Annotated in this window: 14 protein-coding genes; 8 read left to right on the forward strand and 6 right to left on the reverse strand. The window is 61.0% G+C overall.

What is annotated here, in order from left to right:
• Positions 1–161: 161 nt before the first annotated feature.
• From L284_RS0123905 to L284_RS31545, 5 genes are all read right to left on the reverse strand, one after another.
• Positions 162–425, reverse strand: coding sequence for a DksA/TraR family C4-type zinc finger protein (locus L284_RS0123905; RefSeq protein ID WP_024310576.1), 264 nt, complete (start codon positions 423–425; stop codon positions 162–164).
• Positions 426–552: 127 nt separating this feature from the next.
• Entirely contained in the window at positions 553–1449 is an 897-nt protein-coding gene (locus L284_RS31535) for a bestrophin family protein (RefSeq protein ID WP_017980832.1), read from the reverse strand.
• Between the two features lie 67 nt (positions 1450–1516).
• A complete protein-coding gene (locus L284_RS47250; protein WP_017980833.1) occupies positions 1517–1633 on the reverse strand; it encodes a DUF2474 domain-containing protein in 117 nt (38 codons plus the stop codon).
• Positions 1633–2643, reverse strand: coding sequence for a cytochrome d ubiquinol oxidase subunit II (gene cydB, locus L284_RS31540; protein WP_017980834.1), 1011 nt, complete (start codon positions 2641–2643; stop codon positions 1633–1635). Before cydB ends, L284_RS47250 begins: the two co-directional genes overlap by 1 nt.
• Positions 2640–4052: a cytochrome ubiquinol oxidase subunit I gene (locus L284_RS31545; protein WP_169863546.1), complete on the reverse strand. Its 1413-nt coding sequence runs from the start codon at positions 4050–4052 to the stop codon at positions 2640–2642. The genes cydB and L284_RS31545 overlap by 4 nt, the downstream gene beginning before the upstream one ends.
• A 297-nt stretch (positions 4053–4349) precedes the next feature.
• Here L284_RS31545 and L284_RS31550 point away from each other — a divergent pair, with 297 nt between their 5' ends.
• Both L284_RS31550 and L284_RS31555 read left to right on the forward strand, forming a co-directional pair.
• Positions 4350–4667, forward strand: coding sequence for a metal/formaldehyde-sensitive transcriptional repressor (locus L284_RS31550; protein ID WP_018250480.1), 318 nt, complete (start codon positions 4350–4352; stop codon positions 4665–4667).
• A 265-nt stretch (positions 4668–4932) separates the two neighbouring features.
• Positions 4933–5853: a LysR family transcriptional regulator gene (locus tag L284_RS31555; protein WP_017980837.1), complete on the forward strand. Its 921-nt coding sequence runs from the start codon at positions 4933–4935 to the stop codon at positions 5851–5853.
• Between the two features lie 44 nt (positions 5854–5897).
• On the opposite strand, the gene L284_RS31560 is transcribed toward L284_RS31555, so the two are convergent.
• On the reverse strand, positions 5898–6572 hold the full coding sequence (locus tag L284_RS31560; protein ID WP_024310570.1) for an SDR family NAD(P)-dependent oxidoreductase: 675 nt from the start codon (positions 6570–6572) through the stop codon (positions 5898–5900).
• 402 nt (positions 6573–6974) lie between these two features.
• On the opposite strand from L284_RS31560, the gene L284_RS31565 reads away from it, so the two are divergent.
• The 6 genes from L284_RS31565 (at position 6975) to L284_RS31590 (ending at position 13739) form a co-directional block, all read left to right on the forward strand.
• A complete protein-coding gene (locus L284_RS31565) occupies positions 6975–8186 on the forward strand; it encodes a glutathione-independent formaldehyde dehydrogenase (RefSeq protein WP_020486678.1) in 1212 nt (403 codons plus the stop codon).
• A 344-nt stretch (positions 8187–8530) separates the two neighbouring features.
• Positions 8531–9640, forward strand: coding sequence for an S-(hydroxymethyl)glutathione dehydrogenase/class III alcohol dehydrogenase (locus L284_RS31570; RefSeq protein WP_017980840.1), 1110 nt, complete (start codon positions 8531–8533; stop codon positions 9638–9640).
• 51 nt (positions 9641–9691) lie between these two features.
• Positions 9692–10090 carry a VOC family protein gene (locus tag L284_RS31575; protein ID WP_017980841.1) on the forward strand — a complete coding sequence of 133 codons (399 nt, stop codon included), beginning with the start codon at positions 9692–9694 and terminating at the stop codon, positions 10088–10090.
• Between the two features lie 147 nt (positions 10091–10237).
• Positions 10238–11068 carry an S-formylglutathione hydrolase gene (gene fghA, locus L284_RS31580; RefSeq protein ID WP_017980842.1) on the forward strand — a complete coding sequence of 277 codons (831 nt, stop codon included), beginning with the start codon at positions 10238–10240 and terminating at the stop codon, positions 11066–11068.
• Complete coding sequence (locus L284_RS31585) at positions 11065–12420, forward strand: NAD(P)/FAD-dependent oxidoreductase (RefSeq protein ID WP_017980843.1); 1356 nt, start codon at positions 11065–11067, stop codon at positions 12418–12420. Before fghA ends, L284_RS31585 begins: the two co-directional genes overlap by 4 nt.
• Entirely contained in the window at positions 12417–13739 is a 1323-nt protein-coding gene (locus L284_RS31590) for a DUF3422 family protein (RefSeq protein WP_021233328.1), read from the forward strand. Before L284_RS31585 ends, L284_RS31590 begins: the two co-directional genes overlap by 4 nt.
• The last annotated feature ends 41 nt before the right edge of the window (positions 13740–13780 follow it).

Consider the following 13780-nt stretch of genomic DNA (forward strand, 5'->3'; position numbering starts at 1 on the left):
GCCGCAGGCGCGGAAGGGTGGGGAGACCGCCCCGATCGCCAAGCGGAGCGCGCCCGCGCGGAGACGGTCCAGCCCTTGTCCAGAGGGGGGCGGCGCCCCCTTCATCCCAAGCGCCGCTAAAGCGGCGCTCGAATAACGTGGTTGGCCGCCCCCTAGCGCAATTAGCGCAACTGGCTGTCCTTGCTGCCCCGGCGATTGATGCCGGTGAAGGTCGGGCGCTTATCGCGTTCGCTTTGACAGGCGACACAGGTTCTTACGCCGGGTATGGCCGTGCGGCGTTTCGCCGGGATTTCGTCGCCGCACACCTCGCAGTCGGTGCTACCCTCGCCGGAAGGCAGACGCGATCGGGCGGCGAAAACCGCGTCCATGATCGTTGCATCAATCTGGTCCTGCACCGCACTATCGGGTGCCCATCCATTTGCCATCGCCACAAGCTCCTCGATTTTGACCTTGGGGGTCAGATAGTCGGGGGCGCATGGGCCAAGCACGCGACTATCCAGCACAGCACCCGAATATAGGGTACTCCCTACCAGTATCAAGGAGTGTGCAAATTTAGCTCAGGACAGATTTATGGGGTTCCAGTGGCGGGGGTAGATCCTCTTCGCCAAGCAGCGACAACATATCCCGCTCGATTGTCCGCTTCATCGCATACAGCGGCAGACAGTTTGGCTCGACGCCGAACGGGTCTTCCAGCTCGTGACCCAGCGCATCGAGGCCGAAAAAGGTATAGGCGGTGAGGAGCACCGGCAGGAGCGTCCACCAGTCGAGTGATCCTGCGAGCGCGAAGGGAAGCATCACGCAAAAGATAAGTGCGGTGCGATGGAGCAGCAGAGAATAGGCGAACGGCACGGGCGTCGTGGATATCCGCTCACAAGCGCCCTGAACCTTGCCGAAGGATCGCATGTCTTCTGCCACGACGGCATAGTGAATCGGCGTAATGACGCCAGTCTGCTTTAGCTCGAGCAGCCTGCGCCCCATACGATCGAGCACGAGGTTCGTGACGTTCGGGCTCTTTGTCGCCGGGCCGATATCGACCCACGGCGCAATGGCGGCGATTTCATCCTCGCCGCGAAGGCGTGCGGTGAGGCCGCAGGCAAAGCCACATATGCTATGGAGCAACGCGCGCCGATCCTCGTCAGGGAGAAGCGATGTCTCGCGCGCGAACGAACGGGCCGAGATAATTAGCTCGCCCCAAAGCTGCCGCCCCTCCCACCATCGCGCATAGCAGGCATTGTTGCGGAAGCTCATGAAGATCGAGAGCGCGATACCGATCAGGGTGAAAGGGATCGTCGAAATCCGCGCGAAAATGCCGGGATGGGCTTGGGCGGCCAGGATGGCGATCACACTGACGACCGCGATCGCCGCCAGCCTCCGTGCGATGCGCGGCAGGATCGAGCCATGCACGGTGAAAATGATATCTTGGAAGCTCGGTTGCGATCGAACGATCATATTCCGTGGAATGTCCTTCGCCTGTTTGCCAGCATTTCCATCGGCAGCTCGTCGAAACGAGCTGCCGTCAGGGTTTGAGGATGAAGCGAATGACCTGCGCGACAGCCCCCAGCGCCAAAACGCTGGCCGCCCAGATTAAGACCATCCAGGCGAGCCGTCGACCGAGAGGTTTAGGCTCGTCCATCAATGATACCCATGCGTGCCGACCTTACCGCGGAACACCCAATAGGCCCACGCGGTATAGCCGAGAATGATCGGAATGATGACGGCCGCACCCGCCAGCATGAAGAGCTGGCTTTGCGGGGGAGCGGCTGCATCCCAGATCGTGACGGCGCGGGGAACAACATAGGGGTAGATACTGATCCCCAGCCCAACGAAACCGAGAAAGAACAGGCCAAGCGCCATAATGAAGGGCAGGCGCTCCGCGCCGCGCTTCAGGCTCCAGAAGAAGGTTGCAGCGCAGATCGCCACCAGCAGAGGAACCTGCGCGGTGAGAAGCACGCCGGGCATCGCAAACCAGCGTCGCCAATAGTCATAGGTCAGGAACGGCGTCGCCGCACTGACGGCGAAAAGCGCGAGTAGCGTCGCCCCGCCGAGCCAAAATGCCAGTCGACGGGCGCGTTCCTGGCCCGGCCCTTCGGTTTTCCAGACCAGCCAGGCCGCGCCTAGAAGCGCATATCCGATCACGACTGCCGCGCCGGTCAAGAGGCTGAACGCGCTCAACCAATCCAGCCATCCCCCTGCATAGGCATCGGCCTCGACCCGCACGCCTTGCAGGATCGCGCCCAGCGTGATCCCCTGCGAGAACGCCGCGAGAACGGACCCAAAGCTGAAGGCGACATCCCAGAAGGGACGATGGCGCGGATCTCGCCAGCGAAACTCGAATGCGACCCCGCGAAACACGAGACCGAGCAACATCGCGATGATGAGCGGGTAGGTCGCGGGAAGGATGATGGCGTAGGCAAGAGGAAAGGCCGCGAAGAGACCGCCTCCGCCCAGCACGAGCCATGTTTCATTGCCATCCCAGACCGGCGCGATCGAGTTCATTGCCTGATCGCGCTCTCCTCCGACCGAAAGGTTCGGAAAGAGGATGCCGATCCCCAGATCGAACCCGTCCATCACGACATAGGCGAAGACAGCAAAGCCGATGATACCGGCCCAGATTATGGTGAGATCGAGGTGCTCCACGTTCATGCCTCCCGTCCGGTTGATGCCACGACGCCGCTTGCCGGCGTGATGCCCGCCGCGCGTTGCGGCACCTTGGACGGTTCCGGTTCACCGGCTGCGGGCGGCTTTGCCATCATCCGGAGCAAATAATAGGTGCCGGCCCCGAACGCGCCGAAATAGACGAGGATGAAAGCGACGAGGGACGCCGCGACAGCCGGAGCGGCCAGGGGGGAGTGGGACTCCGCGGTTCGCAGCAGGCCGTATACGGTGAAGGGCTGTCGGCCTACTTCCGTCGTCACCCATCCTGCTATGACCGCGACAAAGCCTGACGGACCAAGCGCGAGAGCGGCGCGGTGCAGCCAGCGCCAGTCATAGAGCTTGCCGCGCCAGCGGGCGAGCAGGCTCCAGAGGCCCAACCCAAGCATGGCGAGGCCCATCGCCACCATGATCCGAAACGACCAGAAGACGATCGGCGTGGGCGGCCAGCGATCGCGCGGGAAGTCGTTGAGGCCGGGGAGGGGCGCTTTGGGATCGTGCTTGAGGATCAGCGATCCCAGATAGGGGATTTCGATCTTGCCGTGGACCACCGCATCCTTGTTGCTCGGGAGGCCGAAAAGGATGAGCGAAGCGCCCTCGGGGCTGGCCTCATAATGACCTTCCATCGCGAGAACTTTTGTCGGCTGATGCTCAAGCGTGTTGAGGCCGTGCTGATCGCCCGCGAGAATCTGGATCGGCGCCACAAGCGCCGCCATCCACATCGCCATGGAGAACATCTTGCGCGCGCCGGGATTCGCGCGGTCGCGCAGAAGGTGCCATGCTCCTACGGCCCCGACGACCATTGCCGTGGTCAGGTAGGCGCCGATGACGGTATGGACGAGGCGATAGGGAAAGCTCGCGTTGAAGATGATCGGAAGCCACGAACCTGCGGGCACGAACTGGCCCTTGGCATTGATCGCATAGCCTGCCGGCGTCTGCATCCAGCTATTCACGGAAATGATCCAGGTCGCCGAGATGAGCGTCCCGACGGCGACCATGCAGGTCGCGAAAAAATGCGGGCCCCTGCCTACCTTGTTGATGCCGAACAGCATCACGCCAAGGAAACCGGCTTCAAGGAAGAACGCGGTCAGAACCTCATAGGCCATGAGCGGGCCGATGACCGGACCGGCCTTGGCCGAAAATACCGACCAGTTCGTCCCGAACTGGTAGGACATCACCACGCCCGAGACCACACCCATGCCGAACGCGACGGCGAAGATCTTGAGCCAGTAGCGATAGAGGTTCGCATACACACCGCTGCCGGTCTTCAACCACAACCCTTCAAGCACCATGAGATAGCTTGCCGTGCCGATGGAGAAGGCCGGGAAGATGAAGTGGAATGAGACCGTGAACGCGAATTGCGCCCGGGCCAGGATTACCGGATCGAGATTCTCAATCACCAACATTCCTCCCTGTTTTGTCCCGCCGATGTTCGTCCGATTGTCCTCTGCAGAGGCTTTGCGATTCGAACACAGGGCTTGGGGGCCGGACGCGCGCCATTTCCTTTGGTGCAGCGATCCGATCGGGCCGGCAATATATCATACTCCCCACCAGTATCAAGGGGGTAGGAACCCAGGTCTGGCGTTCGATGTTTCTGGAGGCGTAGGGGAAGGTTCAGGCTCGCTTCGGCCGAAATTTGAGGTGTCAGCGCGGCGCAAGGCACAGGATAGGGTTGAAACTCCCCCCCTGTATAGTATGTGCATATCAACAGTCAGGAAAGCGCGATGCCACATTCACCAGAAGAGAAGAAGCGGGCCATAACACGCCTGCGTCGCATCAAGGGGCAGGCGGAAGCGCTTGAACGCGCGATCGAGGCCGGAACGGATTGCGCCCCTTTGCTCCAACAGATTGTGGCGATGCGGGGCGCCACCAACGGGTTGATGGCAGAAGTGATGGAAGGCCATCTCCGTGAGACCTTCGGCCCCGCCAACGGCGCGCATGGGGAAAATGGAGCCAGCCCATTCGACGACGACATGGAGGGTATAATGCGGATATTGCGAACCTATCTTAAGTAGGTCTTAGAAACCGCAGTACCTGTATATAGATTTATAAGAACAATTTTTTACCGATCGGCAATATAATGACGGTGCGCCCAATTTTCGCGTGGTACGACTTATGGGTTGGTATTTTCATAGATCGCCCTAAGCGGCGTATCTACATTTTTCCAGTTCCATGCTTTGGTATTTTCATTCAGCTTCGCGTGCCACCGGCATCATAACTTGATTGCGGGACTGCAATTTGTGGTTCCACTGGAAAATCGCAACTGGATGAGAACACGTTATGATCGTCAAGAATTTCGGATATCTGATTGCGCTCGATCAGGAAGGCCATTTCGGTAGGGCAGCCAAGAGCTGCAACGTGTCGCAGCCCACGCTTTCCGCCGGCATCAAGCAGCTCGAACAGGACTTGGGTGTGGAGATCGTGCGGCATGGCCGGCGTTATGACGGACTCACATCGGAAGGTGAGACTGTGCTGGCCTGGGCGAAGAAGATCGAGAGCAACTGCGAGGGGCTGGAGCGCGACCTTTCGGCCCAGAAACGTGGGCTGGAAGGTCAAATTCGCCTGGGCGTGCTGTCGGCCACGTCGATCATGGCATCGATCCTCAGCCTTGCCCTCGCTGAAAGGATGCCGCTCCTCGAACAGTGCATTTGCACAGCGCAAACCTCGTCGCTGACCAAAGCCTTGCTGACGCATGAAATGGACATGGCGCTGGTCTATCTCGAAGACATATCTGAGGAGGACTTTGACACGCACCTTCTCTACCGGGAGCGGATCGTCGTTTTCCAGGCATCCGGCGACCCGCTCCCGCGACAGGTTTCATGGGATCATGTCGCCGAGCTGCCTTTGTGCATCTTGGACTGCGCGCTACCCAAAGCCGCGCGTTCTAGACTCGGGCACCGTGCCGCAAAGTCGATCAGGACCAACAATGTCGATGTTCTCGCTGCCCATATCGCAAGTGGGCGATATGCCACCGTCCTTCCGCAATCTCTCGCAACCTATTTTGCTCGGATTTCCGACATTCGGGCGGTTGAAGTCGCAGGTGAGGGCGCAGATGCCGCTGTTGGATTGGCCATGCCCAGAAATGGGGTGAAATCGACACCCACAGCCGCGCTGTTCGAAATAGTCCGCGCACCCGAGACAATGGCCTCGATAGAGGCCGCTCTGGACCTGTACCGCCAGTTCCAACCCGAAGGGGGCTGACCGTTCATGCCGTGCTATCGCAGCATGAACGGTCGCGCGACCCACTATTCGACGTAGATCATTTTCTTGGTCATCCCGCCGTCGACCACAAGCGTTTGCCCGGTAACAAAGCCGGCGGACGCCAGATATAGCACGGCCTCGGCAATGTCCTGGGGGCGACCGACCCGGCCAACCGGATGCTGCGCCTCGTCCTCGGCGCGCAGATTCGTGTCATTGGTGATCCAACCAGGTGCGATTGTATTGACCCGGATTTTGGCGCCAAGTTGCACCGCCAGCGCCTGCGCGAGTGCCACCATGCCACCTTTCGCAGCGGCATAGGCAAAGTCGATGCCTTGGGACATCAACGCGCGGGTGGAAGCCATCATGACAATCGAACTGCCATCGGTGAGCAGGGGCAATGCCGCTCGCGACATCAGAAAGGCCCCGGTCAGATGGCTGCCAATGGTGCTGTTCCACTGGTCGAGCGAGGTGTCACCGAGCTGCATGAATGTGTCGTAAACAAGCCCACCATTGTTGACGAGCAAGTCCAGTCGATCCCAGCCAAGGGCACGAAAAGCCTCGGCTACGGACTCTTCGCTGGCAAGATCGCAATGGATCTGTTGACCGATCGCTCCTTCCTTCAAATCGAAGGATGCCACCTCCCAACCTTCATCCAATAAGGCGGAACATATAGCCTGACCGATTAGCCCCGATCCTCCTGTTACAATAGCGCGTTTCATAAGAACTCCTTTCTGTCAGAGGATGATAGAGAGACCGGCACCATTGCGCCAACACAACTCAAGTCCAGAGAACGGGCGCATAGGGCGTCACCCTGATAGACTTCAACTGCGCCTTGTCTTCCAGAAACATTATGCTTGCTGCAATGGAATATGATATATCATCTTGTTGCATTGCGGCAGTCATTCTCCTGTAGCTTGGTCATAGGAATTTCCGATCTTGGGATAGAATCTTCGAGTTTGCTCCGAAGGAGAAGCGCCGCCATTCTGCCAAGACGGTAATGATGAGACTGGCAACGACACTACTATGCTGCGCTGAATTAATTCGGTGCGGCATGTTGATCCGTGTCAAGTCCTACTCTCGTCAATACTTGGGGGGGCGTGAAAAAACGCAGGAGATATCTGATGGCTACAGGCAACCGGATCGTAACCTTCGAGAAACCGATGGAAATGAAGGTCAACACCTTCAAATTCCCGGAGCTGATTACTCCACAGGGCAAAAAAGCTCCCCACGGCGCCATTCTCAAGATCGTCACCACGAACATCTGCGGCAGCGACCTTCACATCTACCGAGGTTCGTTTGAAGTCCCCAAGGGGATGACGATGGGCCACGAAATGACCGGCGAGGTGATCGAGGTCGGCTCCGACGTCGAATATATCAAGGTCGGCGATATCGTGTCCGTTCCCTTTAACGTCGGCTGCGGACGCTGCTACAACTGCAAGCACATGCGCTCGGACGTGTGCGAGCACACCAACCCCGAAGTCGACTGCGGCGCCTATGGCTTTAACCTGGGTGGATGGACCGGGGGGCAGGGGGATTACCTGTTCGTGCCCTATGCAGACTTCAATCTGCTGGCTTTCCCCGACAAGGACGCGGCCATGGCGAAGATCCGTGATCTGACGCTCCTTTCGGACGTGTTGCCGACCGCGTTCCACGGGTTCGCCGCTCCCGACTGGCCGGCGCAACCGGCCTATATCGTCGGCGAGAATGTGCTGATCTTCGGCGCGGGGCCTGTCGGCCGCGCGGGCGCCGCCTGTGCGAAGCTCCTCGGTGCCGGCGCCATCATCGTCGCCGACTTCATTCAGGAGCGGCTCGATCTGCTCAAGCCGCACGGCGTCGAGACCATCAACCTGTCGGACGGCATTCCGATCGAAGATCATCTGGAGCGGATCACCGGCAAGCGCGAGGCCGATCGCGTCATCGACTATGTGGGCCTCGACTGTCGCGGGTTCGGGGCGGAGTCCGACCAGATCGTCGAGAACGCCGTCACCAACGCCCTGCTGAAATATGTCCGCTTCGGCGGGATGACCAGCACGGTCGGCGTATATTGCCCCAATCCGATCTCCAAGAATCGGGACAACAAGAAGGGCAGCATGGAAGTCGATTGGGCCAGTGGCTGGATCAAGTCGCCGCGGATGTCGGCAGGCCAGTCGCCGACGGCCAATTACAACCACGCCCTCATGCGGGCCATCCTGAACGATCGGATGCCCTATCTGACTCCGATGATGAACACGAAGATCATCAAGCTGGAGGACGCGCCGGCGGCCTACAAGGAGTTCGATGACGGATCGGCGTTCAAGTACGTCATCGATCCGCACGGCTCTGTGGCGGCCTGACCATCTAACCCGGAATGCCCCCCGGTCATGTCGGGGGGCATTCTGAGCCGTTGGGGGCGGACTGCTTGCCGCACGCACACCCCCTTCCGGCTTGTCGATCTAACACCCCCCCGGATCGGCAAGCCGCCCCCTTCTGGAACGCAGCATCAGCCATGGCGCTGCGCTTTTCCGAAGCCGTAACGCCCTGTCGGGCGCTTTCACCACCCTCAGACATTATCCCTCTTGCATACTGGCTAGGAGTATCTTATACATACTCCCAGCCAGTATGCTTGGCTCCGAATCGAGATATCGAAACGGGGACTCGCAACCGGCGGTCCGGTTCTAGAAAAGAGGGAGATCCAAACATGAAATCTCGCGCCGCCGTAGCCTTCGAGGCAGGCAAGCCGCTCGAAATCGTCGAGATCGATGTCGCACCGCCCCAGAAAGGTGAAGTGCTCATCAAAGTCACGCATACCGGGGTATGCCACACCGACGCTTTCACGCTGTCCGGCAACGATCCGGAGGGCATTTTCCCGGTCGTTCTCGGCCATGAGGGCGCGGGCATCGTCGTCGAGGTCGGCGAGGGCGTCACCAGCGTCAAGCCGGGCGATCACGTCATTCCGCTCTACACCGCCGAGTGCGGCAAGTGCGAGTTCTGCCTGTCCGGCAAGACCAACCTGTGCGTCGCGGTTCGCGAAACGCAGGGCAAGGGCCTGATGCCCGACGGCACCACGCGCTTCTCCTACAACGGCCAGCCCCTCTATCACTATATGGGCTGCTCGACGTTCAGCGAATACACCGTCGTCGCCGAAGTCTCGCTCGCCAAGATCAACCCCGAAGCGAACCCCGAGCATGTCTGCCTTCTGGGCTGCGGCGTCACCACCGGCATCGGCGCGGTCCACAACACCGCCAAGGTGCAGCCGGGTGACTCGGTTGCCGTGTTCGGTCTGGGCGGCATCGGTCTCGCCGCGATCCAGGGCGCGCGTCAGGCCAAGGCAGGACGCATCATCGCGATCGACACCAACCCGACGAAGTTCGAGCTGGCGCGTCAGTTCGGCGCGACCGACTGCATCAACCCCAAGGACTATGACAAGCCGATCCAGCAAGTGCTGATCGAGATGACCGGGTGGGGCATCGACCACACGTTCGAGTGCATCGGTAACGTCCATGTCATGCGGGCCGCGCTGGAATCCGCGCATCGTGGCTGGGGCCAGTCGATCGTCATCGGCGTCGCTGGCGCGGGCCAGGAAATCTCCACCCGTCCGTTCCAGCTCGTCACGGGCCGGGTCTGGAAGGGGTCGGCCTTTGGCGGTGTCAAGGGACGGACCCAGCTTCCCGGCATGGTCGAGGACGCCATGAAGGGTGAAATCGATCTGGCGCCCTTCGTCACCCACACCATGGGTCTCGATGAGATCAACGAAGCCTTCGATCTGATGCACGAAGGCAAGTCGATCCGCACCGTGATCCACTACTGATCCCTCAACTCTAACCTTCAATTTCAATAGTTAACCTCAAGGAAGAATATCATGGCTGATCCCGTTATCTCCGGCAACGGCGTGTTCTCGCACGTCTTCATCGGCGCGGCCGATGTCGAGCAGTCGGCAGCGTTCTACGACGCCGCTCTGGGCGCCCTGGGCGTCAAGAACCTCGGCCCCTTCGGCAATGGTTGGGTGCTCTACGGCCGCGAAAAGCCTGCTTTCATCATTGCCCGTCCCGGCAATGGCGAAGCGCCCTCCAGCAACGGCGTGACGGTCGGCTTCGCCGCCGCGACGCCCGCCGAAGTGGACGCTTTCCACGCGGCCGGCCTCGCCGCTGGTGGCACCGACGAGGGCCAGCCCGGCCCGCGGGGCCACCTGCCGGGTGCCTATGCGGCCTATCTGCGCGATCCGGCGGGCAACAAGGTCTGCTCGTACACCTTCATCTAAAGCCGGAAGGTGAGGGCGATACCGGCAACCCTATGACTGGCTGTCGCCGGCGCTGGAACAGGCGCCGGCGCTTCCCCCCGCACCACAGCCAGGAAAAGGGCGCCTATCACCACACCGTCCACCAACCGTCGAAGCAAGGAAACAAAAATGGAACGTGTCGAACATCACGCCAGCTTCGGCGGTTGGCAGGACGTCTATCAGCATGACTCGATCAGCCTGGGTTGCCCGATGAAGGTCGGCGTCTATCTGCCTCCCCAGGTGAAGGACGGTCGCGTGCCGGTGCTGTATTGGCTGTCCGGCCTGACTTGCACCGAACAGAATTTCATTACGAAGGCTGTCGCGCAGCGTTTCGCTGCCGAGCACGGGATCATCCTCGTCGCGCCGGACACGAGCCCGCGAGGCGAAGGCGTGGCCGACGATCCCAGCTATGATCTGGGACAGGGCGCCGGCTTCTACGTCAACGCGACTGAGGAACCTTGGGCTGCCCACTACCGCATGTACGATTATGTCGTCGAGGAATTGCCGGCGCTGATCGAAGCCACATTTCCGGCCGATGATCGCCGGGCGATTGCCGGTCATTCGATGGGCGGGCACGGCGCACTCGTTGCCGCTCTGCGCAATCCGGGGCGCTATCGCAGCGTATCGGCCTTTTCGCCGATCGTCGCGCCGAGCCAGGTGCCTTGGGGCGAGCGCGCTCTGACGGCCTATCTCGGAGACGATCGCGCCGGGTGGAAGCATTACGACACCATCGAACTCATCAAGTCCGCCAGCGAGCGCCTGCCGTTGCTCGTCGATCAGGGCATGGATGATGAGTTTCTGGATCGCGAGCTGCGCCCGGATCTGCTGAAGGCGGCCTGCGAGGCTGCGGGGCACCCGCTGATCCTCAACCTGCGACCCGGCTACGATCACAGCTATTATTTCATCGCTAGCTTCATCGGCGAGCATATCGGCCATCATGCCAAGGCGCTGTTCCAATGAGCGCGGCGGCATCCTCGGCCATGCGCGAAATCGCGTCCAGCAATGACCCCGCCTCCGGTCGCCATCGCGTGGTGGTCGTGGGCGCGGGCTTCGGCGGCCTCGAAACCGTCCAGCGGCTCGCGGGGAGCGGCGTTGACATCACCCTTGTCGATCGCCGCAACCACCATCTTTTTCAGCCGCTGCTCTATCAGGTCGCGGGCGCGTCGCTGTCGCCATCGGAGATCGCCTGGCCGATCCGCTCGCTCTTCGCCAAGCGCAAGGACGTTCGGACTCTGCTCGGTGAGGTCGAAGGCGTGGACACGGGCAACCGGCGCGTCGTTCTCGAAGACGGCTCGACGCTTGGCTATGACACACTCGTCATCGCGACGGGCGCGCGGCATTCCTATTTCGGGCATGACCAATGGGAGCCTTATGCTCCGGGCCTCAAATCGCTCGAAGATGCGACCACCATTCGCCGGCGCCTTCTCGTCGCGTTCGAAGAAGCCGAGCGCGAGAGCGATCCCGCGCGCCGTGCGGCCTTGCAGACCTTCGTTATCATCGGCGGCGGGCCTACCGGCGTCGAACTGGCCGGCACGATCGCGGAGCTTGCCCGTCTGACACTGGTGCGCGATTTCCGGTCGATCGATCCGCGCGCGACGCGGGTGGTGCTGGTCGAAGCCGGGCAGCGGCTCCTGCAGGTCTTCCCGGAAGATCTGTCGGCCTATACCGCTCAGGCGCTTGAAAAGCTCGGTGTCGAAATCAAGCTCGGCAAGCCGGTCACGGAATGTTCCGAGCATGGGGTCGTGGTCGACGGTGTGCCTATTCCCGCTGAAACGATTTTGTGGGCAGCAGGCGTTCAGGCCTCGCCCGCCGCGCGCTGGCTGAACGCTGAAGCCGATCGCGCGGGCCGCGTGGTCGTCGGGCCGGACCTGACAGTGCCAGGACACCCCGACATTTTCGTGATCGGCGATACCGCAGCCTCGAACGGGTATGACGGCAAGCCGGTGCCCGGTCTCGCGCCGGCTGCAAAGCAGGCCGGACAATATGTGGCCCGGCTGATCCGCCAGCGCTTTAAGGGGCAGAATGCTTCGGAACCGTTCCGTTACCGGCATCAAGGCAATCTGGCGACGATCGGCCGCAGCCTTGCGGTCGTCGATATGGGCGGGTTCAAATTGCGCGGTGTTCTGGCGTGGTGGATGTGGAAACTGATCCACATCTACTTCCTGATCGGGACGCAAAATCGGATGAGTGTTGCACTAAGCTGGATGTGGACCCACGGCATAGGATATCGTGGCTCGCGTCTGATTACTTACAGCGATCTCGCTCAGCACGATGCCGGGCAGGACCATGACAAGGGGAGGGAAGGCGATTGAGTGAAGAGGGCAGCGCCGAGAACAGCGGTTCAACTGTCTATGGAATGCCCACCTATGAGAATAGGCGGGTTGCCATCGACGAGGTTCATGCGCGCCCTTATTTGCTGATAGATGCGCCGCGTGCCCTGGTGCAGCTCGCCTTCATGAACGAGGGCAATCTGACGAAGGACAAGGCGACCCTCGCGGAAATATCGAGCCGGATGGGCGCCCCGCTGCCGGATCAGGACACACCTCTTCATGGCCTGACCTGGGATCAGGGTAAATTGCACTGTGAGAAGCACACCGAGTTCTCGACCTACTTGTGGAGTGCGCCCCTCGATCCGGGCACCGGGGAGCTGGCGGGTGAAGATCCGTTCAAGCACGGCTTTACGCCGCCCGGGCCGGTCATTTGCGGCGTCCGCCTGGACGTTGTTACGTGGACCGAAGAGACCGCGACCTATATCGATCGCTTCGACCCGATCAGCCGGTGTCATTCGCTCGTCGAGGATGGCATGGCCGATATCGTCACCGATTTCCGTCAGGACGCCGATGGGCTAACCCGCATCCTCATCCTCGATCGCGGTTTGACGCCGATCCGGCTTGGCGCGCTGGCACAGCGGCTCCTCGAAATCGAGACCTATCGGACGCTGGCCCTGCTCGGCATCCCACTGACCCAATCGCTGGGGCCGCATCTGCGCAGCATAGAGAAGCGCCTTGCCGCCATCACCAACGAGATGCGCAAATCTGCACGCCGCGACAGCGAGGGGCTACTTTCCCGGCTGACCGACCTTTCGGCCGAGCTGGAGGCGGACACGGCGTCCAGCCTCTACCGCTTCGGTGCGAGCCGTGCCTATTATGAAATCGTCGAGGAGCGGCTTGCAGCGCTCGGCGAAACCTTCGTCCCGGGCTGCTATCGCTGGCGCAACTTCCTCCATCGCAGGATCGCGCCCGCCATGCGGACCTGTCGCGTGATCGAGGAACGGCAAGCCAATCTCTCCGACAAGCTGGCGCGCGCGACCACGCTGCTGCGGTCGTGGATCGATGTGCAACTCGAACGCCAGAACAGCGATCTGCTGGCCTCGATGGACAATCGGGCGAAGCTGCAATTGCAGCTTCAACAGACCGTGGAAGGCCTGTCTGTCGCGGCGATCTCCTATTATGTGATCGGCCTGCTCTCCTATCTCATCAAGGGCATACCGGGGATTCACGACATGGTGGCGCCCGAGCTGGTGATCGCCGCTCTGGTTCCCCTTGCCGTCCTTGGTGTCTGGTGGACCGTTCGACAGATCAGGAACGCGCACAGCGACCATGGACCGCCGCCCGCAAAAAAGCAGATATGATCCCTTTATCGCCTCCGTGCGTCTAGCGCGCGCCGGGGGCG

The organism is Novosphingobium lindaniclasticum LE124, from assembly GCF_000445125.1.
Taxonomy (GTDB): domain Bacteria; phylum Pseudomonadota; class Alphaproteobacteria; order Sphingomonadales; family Sphingomonadaceae; genus Novosphingobium; species Novosphingobium lindaniclasticum.

What these genes read in the sequence shown, in the direction of transcription:
- L284_RS31560 (WP_024310570.1), bottom strand. Translation starts at nt 6,572, where the DNA reads ATGAAACGCGCTATTGTAACAGGAGGATCGGGGCTAATCGGTCAGGCT.
- L284_RS47250 (WP_017980833.1), bottom strand. Translation starts at nt 1,633, where the DNA reads ATGGACGAGCCTAAACCTCTCGGTCGACGGCTCGCCTGGATGGTCTTA.
- L284_RS31575 (WP_017980841.1), top strand. Translation starts at nt 9,692, where the DNA reads ATGGCTGATCCCGTTATCTCCGGCAACGGCGTGTTCTCGCACGTCTTC.
- L284_RS31585 (WP_017980843.1), top strand. Translation starts at nt 11,065, where the DNA reads ATGAGCGCGGCGGCATCCTCGGCCATGCGCGAAATCGCGTCCAGCAAT.
- L284_RS31555 (WP_017980837.1), top strand. Translation starts at nt 4,933, where the DNA reads ATGATCGTCAAGAATTTCGGATATCTGATTGCGCTCGATCAGGAAGGC.
- L284_RS31565 (WP_020486678.1), top strand. Translation starts at nt 6,975, where the DNA reads ATGGCTACAGGCAACCGGATCGTAACCTTCGAGAAACCGATGGAAATG.
- L284_RS31535 (WP_017980832.1), bottom strand. Translation starts at nt 1,449, where the DNA reads ATGATCGTTCGATCGCAACCGAGCTTCCAAGATATCATTTTCACCGTG.
- L284_RS31570 (WP_017980840.1), top strand. Translation starts at nt 8,531, where the DNA reads ATGAAATCTCGCGCCGCCGTAGCCTTCGAGGCAGGCAAGCCGCTCGAA.
- cydB (WP_017980834.1), bottom strand. Translation starts at nt 2,643, where the DNA reads ATGAACGTGGAGCACCTCGATCTCACCATAATCTGGGCCGGTATCATC.
- L284_RS0123905 (WP_024310576.1), bottom strand. Translation starts at nt 425, where the DNA reads ATGGCAAATGGATGGGCACCCGATAGTGCGGTGCAGGACCAGATTGAT.
- fghA (WP_017980842.1), top strand. Translation starts at nt 10,238, where the DNA reads ATGGAACGTGTCGAACATCACGCCAGCTTCGGCGGTTGGCAGGACGTC.